We start from the raw sequence: 22,303 nt of genomic DNA on the forward strand, positions 1-22,303 counted from the left end.
TTATTGAGTTGGTGGAGGAGTTCTTCTTTTCATCACCAAACTATCTGCTGGGTAGGTGGCAGCAAGCATCGCCATTTGCTCCTTTGCCCAATCGATCAGGACTTGGCGCTCCTGGTCTGTGAGGTTAGCTTCTGGATGAAGTCCAAAATAAGTGTAGGACTCCAATGGCATTTCTTTTTCCTCAACCATTTCGATCACCTCCTCAAATTTGTGGTTTTGAACTGCAAGGGGAAGATTGGTGAAGGAGGAGAAATTCAAATGTCGCTTACCGTCATTGACATGGTCAGCCAAGAAAAATTTAACTGGCTGGATGTTGGAATACCAAGGGTATCGGGTCAGATTGGTGTGACAGTCGTTGCATGCTCCTTTGAGGATCATGGATACATTGTCCGGGACGTTGTAACTTTTGGATACGTCAAATTCATTGTCGTTGCTTTCGTTTTTCTCAACAGGGATAAACTGGATTAAGACGAGCAAGGCGACTAGTCCTATCGTGATTTTTTTGATCATGTTTTTGCTGGGTTAATGAGGTTTAGATAGTAAAAGAAGGGTTGAGTTTAATTCAAATCAGAAAACTGATTCAATTAATTTCTATCAAGTTAATTACAAATCAGGAAAACCGGTCAATCATCACAATTCCATTTTCCTGAAAAGTATCCATGGAAATCAAGGCTTCAACCGAATCCTCCAGACTAATTCTCTTGCCAATCAAGTTCTGTGGAGCGATTTTTCCTTCCTTAATCATCTGCATCATTTCTGGATAGGCATAAGCCTGCATGCCATGGCTTCCCAGTAATTCCAATTCCCTAGCAATGACCAAATGCATGGGGATTTCAGGATTGGCTTCCGAGCCAGCCATTAAGCCAACTTGGATATGCTTTCCCCTTTTTCTCAGGCAGGCCACAGAATTGTAGCAGGTGACTTTGCTACCCAAGGCATCAATAGAAACATGGGCTCCGCCTCTGGTAATCTCGAGGATTTGAGCTGGGATATCTTGGGATGCTTTTCCATTGAGTAGAACGCTGGCTCCGGCGGCTTTTGCAAGGCTTAATTTTTCTTCAGAAATATCAATGGCAATTACCGTAGCTCCCAAGGCAGCGGCAATCATAATCGCTGAAAGTCCCACGCCTCCGCAACCATGCACTGCCACCCATTGTCCACCACTCACTTTTCCCTGAGCAACGACTGCTCGAAATGAAGTGGCAAATCTACAGCCTAAGCTTGCGGCAGCTTCGAAACTCATTTCTTCAGGCAATCGGACGAGGTTTGTCTCTGCCCGATGTACGGCAACATATTCCGCAAAGGAACCCCAATGCGTAAATCCAGGCTGAAATTGGTCGTCGCAGATTTGCTGATTTCCGCTTTGGCAAGTGGGGCAAGTACAGCAGGCACAGACAAAAGGAACAGTCACCCGATCTCCGATTTTCCAGTTTTTCACTCCTTTTCCAAGCACCTTGATCACTCCGGCAAACTCATGTCCCGGTACATGAGGCAATCGGATATCTGAATCATGTCCCATCCATCCATGCCAGTCACTTCGGCAGAGTCCCGTGGCTTTCACTTCCAAAATCACTCCTCCATCAGGAGCAATGGGGTCAGGGACATTTTGAACAGAAGGTTTTTCCTGAAAAGATTCGACTAGGAGGGCTTTCATTTATTTTTTGATAAAGGATACTTTGGCTTGAAAAGTAAAAAATAATCCCTCACCGAAATAATTTGAAAGAAAAAATGGCGACTGAATCAGCCGCCATTTTTTGAAATTATTGAATAATGATTTTTCGATTCATCAAGGTTCTGTTGGATTGGAGTCGGATCAAATAAATGCCCGGCTTTTCTCTACTCACATCCAGCTCGATTCGATTTTCACCCACCTTCACTTCAGCTGATTGGGTCCAGGAGCTCTTTCCAGACATATCCAGCAATTCCAGATTTCCCGTAAAACTTACTGAGGAGTAAAATTCAAGGTAAATCTTATCTCTGGATGGGTTTGGATAAAGTCGGATTCCTTCATAAAACTCCAATTCTGGAATTTCGGTGTCGGTTGAGGTATCTTCTGGATTTAACTCCCTATTGGCGACAGGATATGCTTTGGTACTGGTTTCAACCAACAAAGAATAGCAGCTGGTGGAATTTTCGCCTGTCGCGGAGATTACCTGAATGTAATAGGTCGTACTTGAGTTGCTTGAATTCCAGACAATTTGCTCTGGGTTGATTCCGCCATTATTGGAGGAGGATATCAACTGTCCTGAAGAATTGTAGAGATACAAATCAAAGTTGGCAGGCAATCCATCCAAAGAAATTCTCAAATTGGTTGACCTTCCTTTGCCCAAATTCACCGCAAACCAATCTTCATCAGAAGAACTGGAAATGGTGGCATTGATAACTGATCCGGTACTGATGGTTTTGGCATCCTGCCGGGTATCGTTATTCTCATACAAATCCACGCAGAAATTGCTAGCTGTAGTAAATGAACTGCTGGAATAAGTGCTGGTGCTTATAGAGCAATTTGCCTTTACTCTCCAGTTGTAGTTCTGGTTTTCCTTAAGCCCAGAAAGGGTCAGGGAAGTGCCAGGAGTATTGGATGCTGCGACAATCCAGGTTGAGGAAGTAGCCAATTTGTATTCAACTTGGTAATCCAATCCATTTGAAACAGCATTCCAACTTACAGTTGCCGAATTCAGATCAACATTTGGAGTTGTAAGTCCGGTTGGAGCATCGCATGAGTTTGGATTAGTAAATGCCTTAGTGCTTGTTTCGGCTAGCAAAGTGTAGCAGGAGTTGGAAAAACTTTGTCCATCTCCTTTGACCAAGATGAAGTAGGAAGTTCTGGATGTTCCGGAATTGTAGATGACAGTTTGAGTGGCTGAATTAACGGCCTCGGAACTAGCCAAAAGATTTCCGGATGAATTGTACAGATATAAGAAGGTATTACTTGTAAGTCCTTCCAAATTAACCCTCAAATTGGTGTTTTTGCCATTTCCAATTGGGATTTCAAACCAATCTTGGTCCGTAGTACTTCCGATTCGCGCATTGATCGGGGATGTTCCAATTACTTTGGCAGCAGTCCGAGTTTCATTGGATTCATAAATATCCTCACAGACTTGAACCAGAGTAGTAAATTGACTTTGTAGATAAGAGCTAGTTCCGCTCAATGTTCCACAATTAGTTCTTACTCTCCATTCGTAGTTGGTATTTTCTGCCAATCCTCCCAACGGATAGGAGTTTTGAGGATGATTTGAGGCAAGCAAAATCCAATTGGAACTTCCCGAGGTTCTGAAATCTAAATCATAGCCCGATGCTCCAGAAACTGAAGCCCAATTTAGGATAGCAGAATTCGAGGTAATTCCTGAAGTATTCAAATTGCTTGGAGCATTGCAGGTAATGGCAGTAGTAAATTGAGCTTGAGAATAGCTTCCTCCACCTTCTGTGCAGATAGCCTGAACTCTCCATTCGTAGCCTGTACCCTCTGATAGGTTGTTGAGGTTTATCTGCGTTTGGTTAGTCCCCTGGGTCAAATTGATCCAGTTTGTATCTCCGACTTTTCTATAATCTACGGAATAGCCTAGGACTCCAGAAAGCGCTTGCCATGCTAGTGTGGCAGAATTGGTGTTTATAGCTGAAGTCTGCAAACCTTGTGGGGTTTGACAGGTAACTCCTGTTGTGAATTGGCTGGTTGCGGCTGATCCATTTCCACCTGAACAGACGGAGGTAATTCTCCATTCATAGGTAGTCTGCTGAATCAAGCCGGTTAAAGACCATTGGGTTGCAGAAGTTGCACTAGTAGCTAAAGTCCAATTAGCATCTTGGAGTCTTTTGTACTCCACAAGATATTCAGTTGCTCCAGGAGCAGCGGTCCAGTTTAGGGTAGCTGTGGTGGAGCCAACCGGATTTGCAGAAAGGTTAGAGGCGCCAGGGCATGCCGAATAGATTGGACTTTCCCAAATACCTCTACCATAGGTACCAACTCTAATTTTTCCGGCATTTGGAACCAGTTCCACTTCATTGACTGCAACTAAGGGTAAATTTTCCGTCATATTTACCCAGGATGTCATTTGGTTGTTTTTGTAATAGACACCAATATTCATCCCTACATAAACACCTTCTTGTGGCGTATCGTCAATGACTACACTACGTCCAGCCATACTCGGCAATCCAGTTGAAATATTGGAAATAGTGGCTCCAGCATCTTCAGAATAAAGTAGTCTATTAGCAGAAGAGGTGGTTGTAATCCAGATTCTTTCTGGATTATTGGGGTGAATTCCTATGGATGAAATAGTAGATCCAATGGAATAGTTAGACCAGTTGCTTCCACCATCATTGGTAACATAAAGTGTACCCCCCACAGATGCATAAATATATTTCGAATCAGAAGGTGCCACAAAAAGTGTATTGAGATTCGAGGTAATAACATTCCCTGAAATCTTGGTCCAACTTACTCCCAAATCGGTGGATCTATATACTCCATTCCAACCAGCATAAATGGTATTGGTATTAGATTCGACCGCAATCGGTGTTACCCAATTCCCAGTAGCTGGCTCACTAATGCTACTGTATGAAGAGCCACCATTGGTCGTTCTGTACATACTTCCATATTGGCTAGTTCCCCAGATCAAATTGGCATCCAGAGGGCTGACTATATTGTCCATTCCATCAGCTCCTAACCAATCTATCCAGCCATTATTTTTATAAATACTGGTTCCATTGTCTTGGGCACCACCCATCACCAAGGCAGGGTTTGTTTTGGAATTGGAAATTCTATAAAACTGACGAATTCCAAGGCCGCTCGTCAAGTCCGTCCAATTGTCGGCGTAGTCTATGCTTTTATAAATCCCTCCATCAGAACCGGAATAAATGGTGTTTCCTACCCACTCCAAAACATGGACATCAGCATGATTATATCCAATAGAATTAGGAAGCGACCAAGCTGTAGTAGGAGAAAATGAATATCCTCCATTAGTTGATTTCCAGCAAATAATACCAGCAATGTGAACCTCATCCGCGTTGTTGGGATTGACCGTCATCGCCATATCATAGCCTGCCTGCCCAGTGGTTCCTGTGCCCGAGGTTTCGTATCCGAAGTAGTTGGTGCCAGAGGATGAAGAACCTATTACGGTTGTATAAAAAGTAGCTCCTCCGTCGTCAGATCTATACATTCTTCCAAAAACGCTTCCACTCGCCTGCACTGCATACACTCTTAAAGGTGAAGCTGGGGAAACAGCTACTAAAGTTCGTCCTGTGGTGGAAAGTCCTTGTGAACTGCCTAAAGTAGTCCAGGTTTCTCCTCCATCTGTGGATCGTTGAACTTGGTTGTCTGATGCTATTAAAACGTTAAGGTTTTCAGGCAGAAATTCGATGTCCTCAGCAAAAACAGTTGATTTTCTTACGAATGAATTTCCTCCATCAATAGATTTACTGATCCCGCTGGATCCTACAGCAAAAAGTATGGTTGGGTCGGTTGGGTGAAAAAGGATTTTATAAACCGTCCCAACATTGGAATTAGCTGAAGTCCAATTAAATCCTCCATCCAAACTTTTTAGAATCGTACCATTTGTTTTTCCTCCATATACAATGTTTGGATTGCTAGGATGCACGGTAACCGAATACATGGTCATCATGCTATTGTCATAATCAGCCAAAGGAATCCATTGATTTCCGCCCTGGGTACTTTTCCACATGCCTCCGCCTGGAGTGGTGACGTAAATGATATTTGGATTGGAAGGCGAAACGGCAATAGAGGTTATTCTTCCCACTCCAGGATTCCATCCAGATGTCCTATTCCAATAGGTAGGACCTATCTCGGTCCAAGTACCTTGAGTTGCAGAAGCCATTAAGGCTGCTTGCTCGTATTGTTGTTGATCAAATCCTTCAGGAAGAAAATACCCATTTTCGTCCAAGTGGAATTGTTGTTCGTATTTCCAGCGCTCGTATTGTTTGAAGCCAGTTCCTCTAGTTCGCCCAACCGCATCGAAAAATCTTTTAGCCAAAGCGTCAATTTCCTGAAGCTTCATGTCTCTTCGCTCCATGAGCTTCCAGATGTCTATTCTTTTATCCGCTGAATTTCCCTGAGAAAATCCGGGAATTGAGAGCCCAACGAAACAGATAATTACTAGAAGTAGGGACAGGAAAATGTGTAGTTTTTTCTTCATACTAATTTGATTTTACATCCACACCAAGTGAAAAACTATTCGAAGAATAAAGAATTTTATTTTAAATCAAAGACATTTAACAATTTATTATTAATTAAAAATAATAATATAAAGAATAAAATTCTGAAAAATGAAAACATAGTACTAAATAGATTATGCGAAAATCATTTTCCTGATTTCAAACTGAATTTATTAGAAACAAAAAAAACCTGCCTTTTGAGCAGGTTTTTTGAGTGAGTTTTGAAAGAAAATTAAACTTCGAATCCAGATCTGTAGGTTCTTCCCACAAATTGGTTTGCTTCTTCCAAATTGGTGATTCTCATGTTTTCCCCGTCCCAAAGCAATTTGCGACGTCCAAAGAATTCATCTCTTCCTTGTGCATTCTTTCTTTTGAGCATATAGCTTCTGATAGCTAAGTTACCCATCAATACAGTTTCAGTCATTGGACCGGCATAGTCGAAAGAGGAGGTAAGGCCTTTGTGCTCTTCTGAGCCAAAACCTGCCTTACAAGCATCTACCCACTTGCGCTGATGACCGTATTCCGGTTCGGTATCTGGTAGCCTATCTGGTCCAAATTCCTGGGTGCCATCATACAAGAACAACTTCGGCATCAAAGGGGAGCTGTCGTTGATGTTATGTGTAATGATGCCTTTTTCTCCGATCATCATGACACCATTGGCAGAATTCGCTCCACCCAAATCCATGTCAGGAGGGATAATGTCGGGGTGAGAAGGTCTAATTCCTCCGTCCATCCAAGTCATTTCCAGTGGAACAGGATTTTTGGCAGTTGGTCCGTAGTGGAGGGTGATAAATGAGGAAGCAGGGCAACCTTCAGGGTTGTAATCGGCAGTCCACATTTGGGAGAAAACTGATCCCACTGAGCATTCTGCATCGGTAGGGTAGTTCAGCCCTAGCATTCGGAACGGAATATCCATCAAGTGGCATCCCACATCACCCAATGCACCGGTACCATAATCCCACCAACCTCTCCAGTTGAATGGATGGAGATTTGGGGTATAAGGGATTTCAGGAGCTGGACCTAGCCACAAGTCCCAATCCATAGCATCCGGTTTGGTGCTTGGGTCAGCTTTTGGAAAAGCACCACCCTGAGGCCAAACTGGCCGGTTGGTCCAGATTTGCACTTTGGAGACCTTGCCGATTTTATTCTCATTCATCCAGCCACGGATCATATCCATCAGGGGATTGGAAGCACCTTGGTTTCCCATTTGAGTTACCACCTTTTGGTCTCTGGCCATCTGGGTGAGCATTCTTGCTTCTCGGATATTATGGGTCATTGGCTTTTGCACATAGACGTGCTTGCCTCGCTCCATGCAGTATTTTGCTGCCGGACCATGGACATGATCTGGTGTGGAAATGGTTACGGCATCGATGTCTTTTTCCGTATCCAGCATTTTTCTGTAGTCCGCATAAAGCTTTGCGTTGGGGAAGCTTTTCACGGAGTCTTTGGCAGAACCTGAGAAATCCACATCGCAAAGGGCAACTACTCGCTCTCTACCGTTTACAGAGGCATTCAAGATGTCACTTCTACCTTTCCCTCCTGCTCCGATGGCGGCTAGATTAAGCTGATCTGAGGGTGCGGTATATCCCACTCCGCCTAAAACATGGCGGGGTACTATGAAAAAGGATGAGGCTATCGCCGCATTTTTAATAAACTCTCGTCTGGATTGACCAGAAGAGGGTTGGTCTGGTTTTTTCATGGTTTATAGTCAATTAAGGTTTTTCGAATTCTTAAGGTAGAAAATAATGGGTTTTAAGAAAACGGGGGAGGTCAAAAGATTGATGAATGGGCATTCTGAAAGCTTCAAAGGACAATCCATTCCCTTTTTTACAAACCTTCAGGAAAGATCAATTCGAAATCTTCTTTTTCCAGATGGGTGGATTTTTGAAAAAAAGACAATACAAGATCGATTTCGTAAATAATTCCTGAAATTTTCTGGAGCAGGATGGCTTCTTCCGGCATTAAAATTTACTTTCGGTAAGTTAAGTGTTAACTTATTTTGAAAGACCCTGTATTAATCTCCAACCATGAAAATAGGAGTACTTAAAGAAACCAAGGAATTTGAGAATCGAGTGGCGCTCAGTCCGGATGTGGTCAAGCTGCTCAAAAAGAAGGAATTTGAGGTTTTGGTCCAAGCCGTTGCTGGGGAAGCTTCTTATTTTCTGGACAAGGATTACACCGACGCAGGAGCTGAAGTGGTTTCCTTGGAAAATGTCTTCCAAGCCGATGTGATCTTGAAAGTCAATATCCTGACTCTAGAAGAAATCAACCAGATGAAACCCGGCTCAGCATGTATTTCTTACATGTACGCCTACCAGCATCCCGATGTCATTGAGGCTTTGAATAAAAAGAATATCACTTCTTTTTCCATGGATGCTGTTCCTAGAATTTCAAGAGCCCAAAAAATGGATGCCTTGTCTTCTCAAGCCAATCTCGCAGGATATAAGGCGGTTCTTTTGGGAGCAAATCATTTGGGTAAAATTTTCCCTTTGATGATGACTGCTTCTGGAACCATCACCCCGGCCAAGGTTCTGATTTTCGGAGCAGGTGTGGCAGGTTTGCAAGCTATTGCCACTGCAAAGCGTTTGGGTGCAATTGTAGAATGTACCGATGTGCGTCCGGAAACTAAAGAACAGGTAGAATCCCTAGGTGGAAGATTTCTCACAGTGGAAGGAGCGGAAGGAGTAAAAGTCGAAGGAGGATATGCCAAGGAAGTTTCTGCGGAGTTCTTGGAAAAACAGCAACAATTGATTCGTGAAAAAATCAAGGAAGCTGATCTGGTAATTACCACAGCTTTGGTGATGGGGAAAAAATCTCCAATTCTGGTCACAGAAGACATGGTCAAAACCATGAAAACAGGTTCTGTGATCGTGGATATGGCAGTGGAATCGGGAGGTAACTGTGAGATTTCTGTAAAAAATGAAACAGTGGTTAAATATGGAGTCACCCTAATTGGTGAATCTAATTTGCCTTCTCTGCTTCCCGTCAATGCCAGTCAGCTATACGCAACCAATATCAGCACCCTTTTACTTCACTTGGCTAATGCTCAGGGATTCATTTTTGACCCCGAAGAGGAAATTGCCAAAGGAGTTTTGATTACCCAAGATGGACAGCTTGTTCATGCATTTACCAAAAGTATTCTCAAAGTCTAGACCCTGATTTACCTATGGATACCGCAGCACTTCTAATGCTTATTTATGTATTGGTTCTTGCCAGTTTTCTTGGTTTCGAACTGATTTCCAAAGTACCACCGACTTTACACACTCCCTTGATGTCCGGCTCCAATGCCATTTCCGGAATTACCATTGTGGGAGCTCTGATCGCCACAAACGAAATGGGCTTTACCACCTTGAGCAAATGGCTGGGAATGTTTGCCCTAGTTTTAGCAACCATCAATGTGGTAGGTGGCTATGCTGTTACCGATCGAATGCTTAAAATGTTTAAGAAGAAATGAGCAGCATCGTACAAGTAGCCTACCTGGTTTCTTCCATCCTTTTTGTGATGGGGATCAAGTTTTTGGGAAAAACCAAAGACGCCCGAAGAGGAAATTTCCTTTCTGCTATTGGGATGCTGATAGCAGTGGTGGCCACCTTGGTCACTTTGGACATTTTGACTTTTGTTGAAATCTTCGCCTGCATTTTGGTGGGTGGAGCCATTGGGCTCTACTACGCCAAAAAAGTTGAGATGACCCAAATCCCTGAAATGGTGGCCCTTTTCAATGGATTTGGTGGAATTGCCTCCCTTGCTGTTGCGCTCTCCGATCATTTTTTGAAAACAGAAGTCTTGCAAGTGGAAATAGATACCGTCAACTCGGTAAGTATAATCGCCTCCGTATTGATTGGAGGGGTGACCTTCACCGGATCTATGGTCGCTTGGATGAAATTGAATGGAAAAATCTCCGGTCAACCAATCATGTTCACCGGACAGCATCTGCTCAATTTACTCTTGTTGGTTGCCTTTTTGGGAGTAGCTGTAATGACTTATTTATTCCAGATCGAGCCGATTTACATTACGATTTTGGTAGTGATAGCTCTTTTGGTTGGGGTTCTAATTGTAATTCCAATTGGAGGGGCAGATATGCCGGTCGTAATTTCTTTGCTGAACTCTTATTCAGGAATGGCAGCATGCGCCACCGGTTTTATCCTGAATAATAATGTACTGATTGTTGCAGGTTCGCTGGTCGGTGCTTCCGGGATTATTTTGACTCAAATCATGTGTAAGGCAATGAATCGCTCCCTGATGAACGTCTTGCTCGGAGGATTTGGACAAACAGTTGCGGCTGGTCCTCAGGATGGGCCTCAAATTGTGATCAAAGAAGTAGGAGTGGAGGAAGCCGCTATGCTTTTTGATTCAGCTTCCTCAGTCATTGTAGTACCTGGATATGGAATGGCTGTAGCACAGGCTCAGCACGTGATTCGGGAGTTGATGGAGCAATGCGAAAAGAGAAATATTGATTTCCGATTTGCCATTCACCCGGTAGCGGGTCGTATGCCGGGGCATATGAATGTGCTTTTGGCGGAGGCCAATATCAGCTATGACAAGCTGATTGAGATGGAAGCTATCAATGATGATTTCAGCAATACTGACTTGGTATTTGTGGTGGGAGCTAATGATGTGGTGAATCCGGCAGCCCGAACCAATCCACAAAGCCCTATTTACGGAATGCCGATATTGAATGCGGATAAGGCAAGAACTGTCATTGTTTCTAAGAGAAGCATGGGAAAAGGATATGCAGGTATCGAAAACGAGCTATTTGGCTACCCTAATTGTTTGATGCTATTTGGGGATGCCAAACAGACCATCACCAAGGTAGTTGGGGAAATGAAGGAAATGGCCTGATTAATTGGCAAAATAATTGCCTGAACTGAGGTATGTATCTTTCATTTCTAAGCCATCTGATTCTTCCATTCTTATTTGTTTGGAATCAGGTTCAGTACAGTGAGTTAATCGGTTCTTGGCAATTGACCTATTTTGACGGAATTGAAAATATCGTCAAGTCAGCCGATTACCAAAATGCCTCCAGTGCTCAGCGGGCTAATATGGATGCCAAAATCAAGTACCGATTGGAGAGTACTGTTTATCAGTTTGTGGAAGGAGATACTTTGAAATTCATTGATTTTGTCAACCAAACTGTTGTCCAGAAAGCGGCAAAAGTAGAATTAAAAGATGGGGAAATCTTGGTGATTCACGAAGAAGACCAAGATCGTTTGGCAAAGATTGTTGAATTGACCCCACAAAAGTTGGTTTTGTTACCGATCAGTGCCACTTCCAAATCCGGAAAAATGGTTTTTGAAAGAATACCAGAAAAGAAATAATTCACCCTTGAAATAGACGAAAGCCTCAGGAGATTCTCTTGAGGCTTTTTTATATACCTAAATCCAACTGAGCCTTAAGCAACTGAAAGCTTTTTCGGTGCCAAATTGTAGGTCCATGTTTTTCTATGCCTTCCCTGTGGGCTTGGGTTGGATATCCAGCATTTCTTTCCCAGGCGAAATGGGGGAATTCTTGTGCTAATTCCTCCATCAAATTATCTCGATAGACTTTTGCAAGGATGGAAGCTGCGGCTATAGAGGCAAGTTTTCCGTCTCCCTTGATCACACAGGTATAGGGCAATTTCAGGTCTGATCTCCATCGATTTCCGTCAATAAGCAAATGTTCCGGCTCAATTGAGAGCTGAAGTACCGCTCTTTTCATTGCCAAAAAAGAGGCATTCAGAATATTGATCTGATCGATTTCTTCCACACTTGCTTCTGCAATCGCCCAAGCCAAAGACTTTTCCTTGATTTCTTCAATCAGTTCTTCCCGGTTTGATTTGCTGAGTTTTTTGGAATCATTAATCCATGGATTGGAATAATCCTGAGGTAAAATGACTGCTGCAGCAACCACTGGGCCTGCAAGACATCCCCGGCCTACTTCATCACATCCTGCTTCCAGACGATTAGCTTCTAAATAGGGTAGAAGTGCGGGCATCTTCGGTAATAGAACTCGGTTTGTAATATTTATGGATCATTTCAGCGACTAAGGCAGTCCAACCCGTCTGATGGGAAGCTCCAAGGCCTCGACCATTGTCTCCATGGAAATATTCGTAGAACAGGATATAATCCCTGAAATGGGGGTCTTCCTGGAATTTTTTACTTCCGTTGAAAACAGGCCTGTTACCTTTTTCATCTTTGGTGAAAATCTTCATGCATCGCATGGAAAGCTCTTTGGCAATGATGTCAATGGTAAGGAAATTCCCCGAACCTGTAGGATACTCAATCGAGAAATCCCCTCCATAGTAAAAGTCAAACTTCTTCAATGACTCAATAATCAGGTAATTAATCGGAAACCAAATCGGACCTCTCCAGTTGGAATTTCCGCCAAACATCCTTGTATCTGATTCTCCTGGGGTATACTTGATTGAAAGCGTATCCCCATTGATTTTCATCGTATAGGGATTTTTCTCATGGTATTTAGAAAGAGAGCGGATTCCAAATTCACTTAAAAACTCGGTGGAGTCCAGCATGCGACGGAGGACGTTTTTCATACGATGTCCTCGAAGCAAGGAAAAAAGCCTTCTTTTATCGTACCCTGGCTGAATCCAGCTCGATACCAAGGCAGCCAATTTGGGTTTTTCTTGAAGGAAAAAATCCAGTCGCTTTTTGAATTCAGGCAAGTTGTCGAAAAGATCTTCTCTTATTGGTTCTACTGCGAAAAGCGGAATCAAACCCACAATTGAGCGAACTTTTAGCTTTTTAGGATCCTTGCCTTCCACATGGAAAACGTCATAAAAGAAGCTATCCTCATCATCCCAAAGGGAAATGTGTTCTGAAGACATTTCATTCATTGCCCCTGCGATGTAAAGGAAATGCTCCAGGAATTTGGTGGCACTAAACTGATAGACCTTGTTGAATTCACAGAGATCAAGGGCAATTCTCAGCATGTTAAGTGAAAACATGGCCATCCAAGAGGTGCCGTCGGCTTGCTCCAATTTGCCTTGATAGTATTGAGCGTGGTTTCTGTCGAATAGGGAAATATTATCCAAGCCAAGGAAACCTCCCTCGAAAATGTTGTTTCCCTCGCTGTCTTTTCTATTTACCCACCAGGTAAAGTTGAGCATGAGCTTGTGCATGGCTCTCTCCAGGAATTCCTGATCGCCTTTTCCCCCATTGAGTTTTTTATCGATTTGATACACCCGCTGGACGGCATAGGCATGAACTGGAGGATTGACATCGGAGAAATTCCACTCGTAAGCAGGAATCTGCCCATTAGGGTGCATATACCATTCATTGAGCAGAAGTAGCAGCTGGTTTTTTGCAAACTCCGGGTCGATTCTCGCGATGGGAATGCAATGGAAAGCCAAATCCCAGGCCGCATACCAAGGGTATTCCCACTTATCCGGCATAGAGATGATGTCATAATTCTGAAGATGTCTCCAATGCTGATTTCGACCTTTTTTCCGCTGTGGGTGTGGAACATATCTTCCCGGATCTCCCTCCAGCCAACGGTTTACATCGTAATAATAAAACTGCTTGGACCACATCAATCCGGCAAAAGCCTGTCTTTGGATCATTTTGTGATCCTGATCTGTCACCCGATTTTGGATGGTTTCGTAGAACTCATCAGCTTCTTTTTTACGGATTTCTATTTTTTCATGGCAGGCCTTTAAGGGTTGGTCCTCCATCTGATGCTGCATCCGTACCTTGATCTGATGCATTCCTCCAGCTGGAATTTCCAATTCATAAATCGCGGCGGCTTTGGTTCCCAGATTTTTTGGATTTAGCTTGCTCTGATCTCCATGAATGATGAAATCATTCACCCCGTCTTTGGTGAATTTTCTTTCATTTGGTATTCCATAAAGCCTTTCACGGTTAGTCTCATTGTCGCAGAAGACTAGATTGTCATTGCTGCAAAAGGAGAAAATATAATTCCCGGATTTAGGATTAAAGGCCTTGACAGTATTATCGTTGATTTTGGAGATTTTAGGCATAAAAGGCTCATGCCCTGTAAACCAGGTTTTTCGAAACCAAATCGTAGGCATGGCCCAGAGCTTAGCTTTTTCAGGTCCTCTATTGTAAATAGTGACCATAGCATAAATGTCCTCAGCGTCTTCCTTGGCGTATTCAATGAAAATGTCAAAATACCGGTCTTCATCAAAAATCCCGGTATCGATCAATTCATACTCAGTCTGAAGCTTTCCGGCCTTTTTATTTTCGTCGATTAGTTTTTGATAGGGAAATTCAGCCTGAGGATACTTATATAGCATCTTCATGTAGCTGTGCGTAGGAGAGGAGTCGAGATAGTAGTAGATTTCTTTTACATCTTCTCCATGATTTCCCTGATTACCCGTCAGGCCAAAAAGGCGCTCCTTGAGGAAGGGATCTTTTCCATTCCAAAAGGCCCAAGCAAGACAAAGTTTCTGTTTGTGATCAGAGATCCCTCCAATACCTTCTTCACCCCAGCGATAAGCTTTACTTCGGGCGTCGTCATGGGTTACATTTTCCCAAGCCGCTCCATCAGGACTGTAGTCTTCCCGCACGGTTCCCCATTGTCTTTCTGTAAGATAGGGGCCCCATTTTTTCCAGTGCTTTTTACGTTCCTTATCCTCTTGTAATCGAATATATTCAGCTAACATGTAGGTGTTCTAGGTTGAGCGAGTTTCGAAATTAGAACATTCTAGCTATTAACAGTAAAGAAAAATCAAGGGTTTTTTATTCTACATTTGTAGAATTTAATTTTTGTTCTACATTTGTAGAAAGGAAATCGGTTGAATTATGAAATTGACAGGAGCAGAAGAAGAATTGATGAATTATCTCTGGGATTTAAAGAAGGCCTACATGAAAGATTTATTGGATGCCTACCCCGAGCCTAAGCCCGCAGCAACCACCATTTCGACTTTATTGAAGCGGATGCAGGAAAAGGATTTTGTGGGCTACAACTCACAAGGAAAGTCCCGACAGTATTTTCCCTTGGTATCTAAAGAGAATTATTTTGCCAAGCATCTTCAAGGCCTGATCAAAAACTTTTTCAACGATTCCCCAGCTCAGTTTGCTTCATTTTTTGCGAAGCAAACTCAGTTTTCTTCCCAGGAACTTCAGGAGCTTAAATCTATTATCGAAGACCAAATTCAGGACCAATGATCGCCTATTTACTGAAATCCATTCTTTGCCTTTTGGTTCTTTTGCTGATCCATAGGCTGATTTTGCAGCGAGAAGTCCTGCATCGATTTAATCGTTTTTTCCTTTTGGGAGCAGTAATTGGATCATTTTTGATCCCTTTAGTGACGATTGAAGTAGGTCAAGAACCTGTTATTCTGGAAATCACCGAAGATCTAGGCAAATGGGCTCCTGACTCACAAGAGGTTAATTTCTCTTCTTTGCTTTCTAATGAGGCAAAATCACCTATAAATGAACCGAAAAAGGCTTTCCCTTGGGTAGAACTTGGTTTTGGAATATATGGATTAATTAGTTTTCTGTTTTTTGTGCGCTTTATCCGGAATCTGAATTCTATTTATTGTCAGATTCGAAATCACACTCAAGTATCTTATAAGGGTGAAGTTTTGGTCTTGTTGAATAGAAACACTTCTCCTTTTTCATTCCTGAAATACATCTTTGTTTCCAAATCCAATTTTGAGCAAGGAATTTCCGAGGCCGTGTTCCTCCACGAGAAATGCCATGTTAAGGAAAAGCATTCTTGGGATATACTTTTAATTGAGGCCTTGATGATACCTTTTTGGTTTCATCCTGGGTTGTATATGGCGAAACAGTCTGTTCGCTTGAACCATGAATTTATTGCAGATCAATTGGCATTAAAAGCCAGTTCTCTATCTATATACCAACAAGAATTATTAAATAACCTTTGTGGAAATTATAATCCTATACTTAGCAGCAGCTTGAACTTTTCATTAACTAGAAAAAGATTAAAAATGATGACCAAGAAATCCAATCCCAACAAAATTAAACTCTCCTTTTTGGTGCTAATTCCAATTCTACTTGGGGTAGGATTTGTTTTTGCTGAAAAAGTTAAGGCTCCCATAAATGGTCAAATGGAAAAGGAGGCTAAAGTTTATACCCTTGTAAACACCACGACTTTCAAAGGTCACCAGCTAAAGGAATATTTGACCCTATATGGTCAATTCCAGACCAAAGTCAATGCAAACCGACTTTTCACCATGCCTTCTAATACTGAAATTGAGGCATTGAGGAAGGAATTCGATGCACTTCAAGCTAGCTTTTTGAAACTTTCTCTTGAGGAAAGAAAAAAAGTGCAGCGAGTGAGCTTTCCTTATGCCCGTATAGAAAAAGACGGTTTGGTTACCTACAAAAAGTTTGAAGATCTCACAGAGGAAGAACGTGCTACCCTGACGGGATGCTGAAAGCCTAGCCAAAGACTGGGGAAGAATCAAATTCCCCATCTGGATTTTTCACGCCACTTTCTTGCTCGGCTGATACAATCAACTCACTAAGGATATTCGGCCAGGAATCGACCCATTGATGAAATTGAAAGGATACTTTGGTATCCTTTTTTTCTGCCTTTTCCAAAAGAGAAAAATCAAAAGAGTTGGATGCTATGCCGGCTCCGGAAGCCTCTCCGTCCAAAGCATTGCAAGCTTGCTCGTATTGCCCAGCCACCGGAATCATCAGGACAGGTTTACTCAAATACATCGCCTCGCAAACCGATTCAAATCCTGCTGTACAAGCTAGACCTTTGCAAGCGGCCATATCCTGAAGAAATGTTTGGTCATTTACCCGGTGAAAAGAAAGATTGGGAAGCGGATATTCGATTGGTTTGGCGGATTTCTTATCCCAGTAGGCTTTGATTTTTACCAGTGGATTCGATTTGGCAAAGGCCAATACTTCCTCTCCATACCCGGGATTCACCATATAGGCCAGGAAAAAATCTTCCGTTTTTACCTCAAGTTTTCTCACCTCTTTTCTCAACAAAGGAGGGACCACCCGGAATTTGGAGTTAATCAAATCGTTTTTAGGGAGAAAAGATAGAGCCAAAACCTGAACTGCTCCCAAAGCCGTTAGGTGGGTATTGAGTTGAAAAAGGAATTTGTCCCAAGGTTTTCCTTTGGCAAAAATGAATTCAGGATGATGGATTAAATATTGATGTCCGATGACCCAAAATCTCGAGTTTGGTCGGAATAAAAAATTGTAGAGTCCCCCCAAAAGGTCATAAAAATTGAGAATGACATCAGGATTTCGGGACTCCACGACTTGGTGGATAGTTTTTAGGCTTTTCCAAAAAGTAGGAGCCATCAGGGCGTTTTTTCGAATAGTTTTTCCGAGGAGGATTTTCTTTTGCTTTTTGTCGGCGACGAAGTTGGGACTATCGACCAAATGGATGGGAGCTTTGATCTCTCTGGAAAAGAAATCGGGGATTTCCCTTCGCTTGCTTTTGCCGACGATGATTCCGCAAACTTCATGACCTTGACTTCGAAGGAGGTGATAGAATGCAATGGCTTGGGTCATATGCCCCCGACCTTCTCCCTGAACGATAAATAGAAACCTCATCAGAATCGGAAATTTTCAGAATTCAAATCATCCTTTGGGATTTCGAAGGAAACCTTCTTTAAGGGTATTAAGTCGTCTTCCTCGGTGAGTCGCAGAGAAGTAGCTGGGGGCTCCTGATGGGAAATGGACTTGAAATCTATTTCACTGTAATAAATCAACTGCCAGTTTCCTTCGTGATCCTCTGCCAAGGCGCTCATGGTTTCTACCCAATCACCAGAGTTCAGGTAGTGGATCCCGTCAATGATTCTATTTTCTGCTTTATGAATATGCCCACAAATGATCCCGTCACAACCCTTTGCTTTGGCCATTTTGGCAAGCTCGGTTTCGTATTCGTCGACGTAGGAGACAGCTTGTTTGACCTTTCCTTTCACGTATTGAGAAAGTGAAAAATAGGGTAATCCTGACTTGAATCGGTAAAAATTCACTATTCTGTTGAGCCAAAGAAGAAAAGTATAACCCATGTCCCCGAGGTAAGCAATCCACCTAAGGTTGGTAGTAATGCTGTCAAAGATATCCCCATGGGTGATGAAGTATTTCTTTCCACAAGATTCATAGGTCATGTCAGTTAGAATATGGAGTCTACCGATTTGGAGAGGAAGGATTTGTTCCAAAAAATCATCGTGGTTTCCTCTCAGATAGTAGACGTTGGTATGATTGTTCTCAATCATTTTTAGGATTCTGTTAAAAAACCGGGTGTGTTTACGCTTCCAACTTCCAGATTTTTTGAGTTGCCACCCATCGATGATATCCCCGTTGAGAATCAGGTTTTCGCACTGGTATTGCTTCAGGAATCTTGCAATTTCTTTGGCTTTGGAGCCTTTGGTACCCAGATGAACATCAGAAATGATGATTGTTTTATAGGATGTCTTCACTATACTGGTTTTGATCGAAAGTTATTCTCCCGATGTAATTCCATGATGTCTAAAGTGTTAAGGGTTTGTTTTGATTTTGATTTTTATTCGATTAGGTGTGAATTTTTTATTATCCAGATGTGAAAATTTCAGTCCAAAGAAAAATTTATTTTTGTCAGTTCCCATTTGTGACATTTTCTTTATTTACTTAATATAGCCTTTCAGCTTATTTTTAAACTAATTTTATGGATATCAGCATCGTTTTAGAATGGGAAAATGCAATCTTATCTGAGTTGGACAGAACTTCTCAACTACTTGTTCAAATTTTTAAACAAACCTCAACTCGAAATGAATCCTTTGAGCTGTTAGTATTGCATAATGAAAATCAGGTTAGTGGAGTTTTTATCAAGGATTTTATTGACAGATGCGTTTCTGAAAATAGTCTTGAGGTAAATCTTCCCATTCATATTGTCGATGTTCAAGAAGCACACTATTTCCAATTGAAGAATCAAGGTGTAAAACTGGCAAAGGGAGAGAAAATTATTTTTTTTGACAGCGATATTGTCCCAGAAGAAAACTGGATGGAGGTGATTTTAGAAGTTCATTCGAAGTTTCCGAAATCAATTATTTCAGGATATTCCTACATTGATTTTAGTGATTGGATTGGGAAAGCGTTTTCCTTATCCTGGTTCTTTCCTTTGCCTCCAGAAGATTCCAAACTAGAAAAAGTCGAGCTTGTATTTTCCAATAATTACATCGCTCCAAGGAAAGTTCTGCTGGAAAATCCCTATCCCGAGATGAAAGAAGGAGTTACTAGAGGGGCAGATGTTATTTTGTGGGAAAGATTGATAAAAAAAGGGGTCGAACTTTATAAACATAGCGGAGCAAGGGCCTCGCATCCTGCTCCAAATGGGCTAAACCATTTTTTCAAGCGTGCTTTGGCTGAAGGAAGAGATGATTATCAGCGCTTATATGAACCTGAGTTTGCTGTAAACCACCCTTTTTCGAGATTTACCAAAATTTACCTTTTCCGAAGTAGAAAGGCTCTGAAATCCCCCTTTGTAAATGGTAAAAGAGTCAATCTAAAGTCTTATGAAATCCCCATTGCTGCTGGGACAATGGTGTTTTATTACCAATTGTATTTTTTTGGGGGATTAACAGCAAAACTATTCCCCTCCTTAGCCAAATCGAGTTGGAGAATCTAGTTTTCGATATACAATGAATCAATTTTTATTTGAGCGGTACCTTTTGTAGAGTTTTGACTTTTTAGCTTCGCTTCCAAAGAAAAAATGGAACGAAAATGAGGAGAACTTTACTTGTTTTTGGGCTTGTCTGGGTCAGTTTGACCTCTTTTGCCCAGGATCAGATCTATCAGGGAAATTATGAGCTTGCGGCTCGTTTTTCTCCGGAAAAGCTTAGAAAGATGATTTTTTCTACCAGCGTCATTCCTCACTGGATGAAAAAATCAGATCGCTTTTGGTACGAATACGAAACTTCAGAAGGCAAAAACTGGTATGTGGTTGATCCGGTCAGAAAGACCAAAACCCCACTTTTTGATCGCGACAAACTAGCAGCTGAAATCACCAAGGCAGTAAAAGATCCCTATGATGGACAGCATCTCAAGTTGGACGATTTGAAATTGATGGACGATGAAAATACCATCCGCTTCAAGGTGAAAAGTACGGCGGATGTCTTGAAGTCTGACTGGGAAGAAATCAAGGCTAAGAATAAAAGTGCGAAGGATTCGATGGAAAAGAAGGTTCACACTTTCCTTTTCAACATAAGCACGCAGCAGCTAACAGAGATCGAGACTGAAAAAGATCCGAAGAGACTTTCTTGGGCTAATATTTCCCCGGATTCATCCAAGGTGGTGTACATGAAAAACTTCAACCTTTACTGGATAGATAAGGAAAATTTCCTGAAGGCTGTAAAGGACGAAAAGGATTCTACCCTTGTTGAAAACCAACTTACTACCGACGGAGAGAAAGATTATTCCTATGGATTTGATGGAAGAGGGGATGACAATGTAGAGGAAGAAAAAAAGAAAAATGATCGCAAGCGGGTAGGAGCTCTTTGGAGTTCGGATAGCAGGCAATTTATCCTTACCCGAACAGACCAGCGTCAAGTGAAGGACCTTTGGGTAATCCATAATACCAGAGATCCAAGGCCGACTTTGGAAACCTACAAATATTCCATGCCAGGAGAAAAGGAACAGCCTCTGACTGAATTGTTCCATTTTTCATTCACTTCCATGGAGCTTAAGCAACTCCCGATTTCCACCTTCAAAGATCAGACAGTTTCACTCTGGTCCACCACTCCTCCTGCGAATACAAGAGATGATGACTTCCGTCCTGCTACTTGGTTGGGGGATTTGGATGAATTTTACTTTGCCCTGACTTCCAGAGATTTGAAAAAGGTGGATGTTCTCCGCTGGAATTTGGCTAATAACCAAAAGGAAGTAGTCATTGAAGAAAGAAGTAATACTTACATCGATTTTGAAAAGATCGAACTGGCAGGAAATGATTTGGTTTGGTGGTCAGAAAGAGATGGCTGGGGACATTTATACTTATATGGAAAAGATGGTTCCATGAAGCGCCAATTGACCTCAGGACCTTTCCATGTGGCAGGAATAGCCAAAGTAGATGAGCGAGGAAGACGAGTATTCTTTACCGCCAATGCCCGTGAAAAAGGGGAGGACCCTTATTTCGAGCACCTCTATTCAGTCAGCCTAGATGGAGGTGCAATTTCTCTGCTTAATCCTGGCGATTTCAACCATGAAATCGACCTCAATGACAATTCAAGTTTCTTTGTAGACAATTTCTCCCGGGTGAATACTACTCCGGTGGCGATTTTGAAAGATCGCAGTGGAAACAAGGTCATGGATCTGGAAACTGCCGATTTGAGTCAGCTGTTTGCTGCGGGTTACCAGTTCCCTGAGCCTTTCAAATTCAAAGCAGATGATGGAATCACCGATTTGTACGGAGTGATGTATAAGCCATTTGACTTTGACAGCACCAGAAAATATCCGCTGGTGGAGTATGTCTATCCAGGTCCTCAGACTGAGGCCGTAAACAAGTCATTTGGAAGAAGTATGGACCGTACAGATCGATTGGCTCAGTTTGGATTCGTCGTGGTGACTTTAGGAAACCGTGGAGGACACCCTTCCCGCTCCAAGTGGTACCATAATTATGGTTATGGAGATCTGAGAGATTATGGATTGGCGGATAAAAAAGCAGCGGTAGAGCAATTGGCGGATCGTCATTCTTTTATTGACAGAAATAAGGTGGGTATCCATGGACATTCCGGAGGAGGATTTATGTCTACTGCCGCAATGCTAGTTTATCCGGATGTATTCAAAGTTGCTGTCTCTTCAGCAGGTAATCATGAAAACAACATTTACAACCGCTGGTGGTCAGAGAAGCATCACGGGGTGAAAGAGGTCATTTCACCTAAAGGAGACACGACTTTTGTTTATCAAATCGAGAAGAATCCGGATTTGGCTAAGAACCTAAAAGGACACTTGATGCTAAGCACGGGAGACGTGGACAACAACGTTCATCCAGCCAATACGATCAGGATGGCTGAAGCATTGATCAAGGCAGGCAAGCGATTTGAGTTCGTTATTCTTCCTGGACAAAGACATGGCTATGGAGATATGACCGAATATTTCTTCTGGAAGATGGGCGATTATTTTGTCCGTCATCTTTTAGGAGACAATACTCCTCCACCGGTGGACATGATCGAAATGCAAAGGGATAAACCTATGGATAAGTGATGAGTTTAAAAATT

The 22,303-nt window shown here is 42.3% G+C and carries 16 protein-coding genes; 8 read left to right on the forward strand and 8 right to left on the reverse strand.

Going from position 1 to position 22,303, the window contains the following annotated elements:
• The 4 genes from DFQ04_RS12580 to DFQ04_RS12595 all read right to left on the reverse strand — a co-directional run bounded on the left by DFQ04_RS12580 (window position 1) and on the right by DFQ04_RS12595 (window position 7,864).
• Window positions 1-510, reverse strand: a complete 510-nt coding sequence (locus DFQ04_RS12580; protein ID WP_133556378.1) for a heme-binding domain-containing protein — start codon at window positions 508-510, stop codon at window positions 1-3.
• 100 nt (window positions 511-610) lie between these two features.
• Entirely contained in the window at window positions 611-1,654 is a 1,044-nt protein-coding gene (locus tag DFQ04_RS12585) for a zinc-dependent alcohol dehydrogenase family protein (RefSeq protein ID WP_133556380.1), read from the reverse strand.
• A 106-nt stretch (window positions 1,655-1,760) separates the two neighbouring features.
• Window positions 1,761-6,146, reverse strand: a complete 4,386-nt coding sequence (locus tag DFQ04_RS12590; protein WP_133556382.1) for a fibronectin type III domain-containing protein — start codon at window positions 6,144-6,146, stop codon at window positions 1,761-1,763.
• 251 nt (window positions 6,147-6,397) lie between these two features.
• Entirely contained in the window at window positions 6,398-7,864 is a 1,467-nt protein-coding gene (locus DFQ04_RS12595) for a Gfo/Idh/MocA family protein (protein WP_133556384.1), read from the reverse strand.
• A gap of 328 nt (window positions 7,865-8,192) precedes the next feature.
• On the opposite strand from DFQ04_RS12595, the gene DFQ04_RS12600 reads away from it, so the two are divergent.
• Genes DFQ04_RS12600 through DFQ04_RS12615 form a run of 4 tightly spaced genes read left to right on the forward strand, consistent with a single transcriptional unit; the run spans window position 8,193 to window position 11,480 of the window.
• Entirely contained in the window at window positions 8,193-9,317 is a 1,125-nt protein-coding gene (locus tag DFQ04_RS12600; protein WP_133556386.1) for a Re/Si-specific NAD(P)(+) transhydrogenase subunit alpha, read from the forward strand.
• 14 nt (window positions 9,318-9,331) lie between these two features.
• Complete coding sequence (locus DFQ04_RS12605; RefSeq protein WP_133556388.1) at window positions 9,332-9,619, forward strand: NAD(P) transhydrogenase subunit alpha; 288 nt, start codon at window positions 9,332-9,334, stop codon at window positions 9,617-9,619.
• Window positions 9,616-11,004 carry an NAD(P)(+) transhydrogenase (Re/Si-specific) subunit beta gene (locus DFQ04_RS12610; RefSeq protein WP_133556390.1) on the forward strand — a complete coding sequence of 463 codons (1,389 nt, stop codon included), beginning with the start codon at window positions 9,616-9,618 and terminating at the stop codon, window positions 11,002-11,004. Before DFQ04_RS12605 ends, DFQ04_RS12610 begins: the two co-directional genes overlap by 4 nt.
• A 32-nt stretch (window positions 11,005-11,036) precedes the next feature.
• The gene (locus DFQ04_RS12615) at window positions 11,037-11,480 is read left to right on the forward strand and encodes a hypothetical protein (RefSeq protein WP_133556392.1); all 444 of its coding nucleotides are present in this window, start codon (window positions 11,037-11,039) and stop codon (window positions 11,478-11,480) included.
• 49 nt (window positions 11,481-11,529) lie between these two features.
• Here DFQ04_RS12615 and DFQ04_RS12620 read toward each other — a convergent pair whose 3' ends face one another.
• The gene (locus DFQ04_RS12620) at window positions 11,530-12,135 is read right to left on the reverse strand and encodes a ribonuclease HII (protein WP_133556393.1); all 606 of its coding nucleotides are present in this window, start codon (window positions 12,133-12,135) and stop codon (window positions 11,530-11,532) included.
• Window positions 12,104-14,779 carry an MGH1-like glycoside hydrolase domain-containing protein gene (locus DFQ04_RS12625; protein WP_133556395.1) on the reverse strand — a complete coding sequence of 892 codons (2,676 nt, stop codon included), beginning with the start codon at window positions 14,777-14,779 and terminating at the stop codon, window positions 12,104-12,106. Before DFQ04_RS12625 ends, DFQ04_RS12620 begins: the two co-directional genes overlap by 32 nt.
• 139 nt (window positions 14,780-14,918) lie before the next feature.
• Here DFQ04_RS12625 and DFQ04_RS12630 point away from each other — a divergent pair, with 139 nt between their 5' ends.
• Both DFQ04_RS12630 and DFQ04_RS12635 read left to right on the forward strand, forming a co-directional pair.
• Window positions 14,919-15,284, forward strand: coding sequence for a BlaI/MecI/CopY family transcriptional regulator (locus DFQ04_RS12630; RefSeq protein ID WP_133556397.1), 366 nt, complete (start codon window positions 14,919-14,921; stop codon window positions 15,282-15,284).
• Window positions 15,281-16,519: a M56 family metallopeptidase gene (locus DFQ04_RS12635; RefSeq protein WP_133556399.1), complete on the forward strand. Its 1,239-nt coding sequence runs from the start codon at window positions 15,281-15,283 to the stop codon at window positions 16,517-16,519. The genes DFQ04_RS12630 and DFQ04_RS12635 overlap by 4 nt, the downstream gene beginning before the upstream one ends.
• Window positions 16,520-16,523: 4 nt before the next feature.
• Here the strand turns inward: DFQ04_RS12635 and DFQ04_RS12640 are convergent, their stop codons facing one another.
• A complete protein-coding gene (locus DFQ04_RS12640) occupies window positions 16,524-17,663 on the reverse strand; it encodes a glycosyltransferase family protein (RefSeq protein WP_133556401.1) in 1,140 nt (379 codons plus the stop codon).
• Window positions 17,663-18,535, reverse strand: a complete 873-nt coding sequence (locus DFQ04_RS12645) for a UDP-2,3-diacylglucosamine diphosphatase (protein ID WP_133556403.1) — start codon at window positions 18,533-18,535, stop codon at window positions 17,663-17,665. The genes DFQ04_RS12640 and DFQ04_RS12645 overlap by 1 nt, the downstream gene beginning before the upstream one ends.
• A 224-nt stretch (window positions 18,536-18,759) precedes the next feature.
• Here DFQ04_RS12645 and DFQ04_RS12650 point away from each other — a divergent pair, with 224 nt between their 5' ends.
• Both DFQ04_RS12650 and DFQ04_RS12655 read left to right on the forward strand, forming a co-directional pair.
• Window positions 18,760-19,719, forward strand: a complete 960-nt coding sequence (locus tag DFQ04_RS12650) for a glycosyltransferase family A protein (protein WP_133556405.1) — start codon at window positions 18,760-18,762, stop codon at window positions 19,717-19,719.
• Window positions 19,720-19,814: 95 nt separating this feature from the next.
• A complete protein-coding gene (locus tag DFQ04_RS12655) occupies window positions 19,815-22,289 on the forward strand; it encodes a S9 family peptidase (protein ID WP_133556407.1) in 2,475 nt (824 codons plus the stop codon).
• The last annotated feature ends 14 nt before the right edge of the window (window positions 22,290-22,303 follow it).

It is taken from the genome of Algoriphagus boseongensis, assembly GCF_004362805.1.
Lineage (GTDB): Bacteria > Bacteroidota > Bacteroidia > Cytophagales > Cyclobacteriaceae > Algoriphagus > Algoriphagus boseongensis.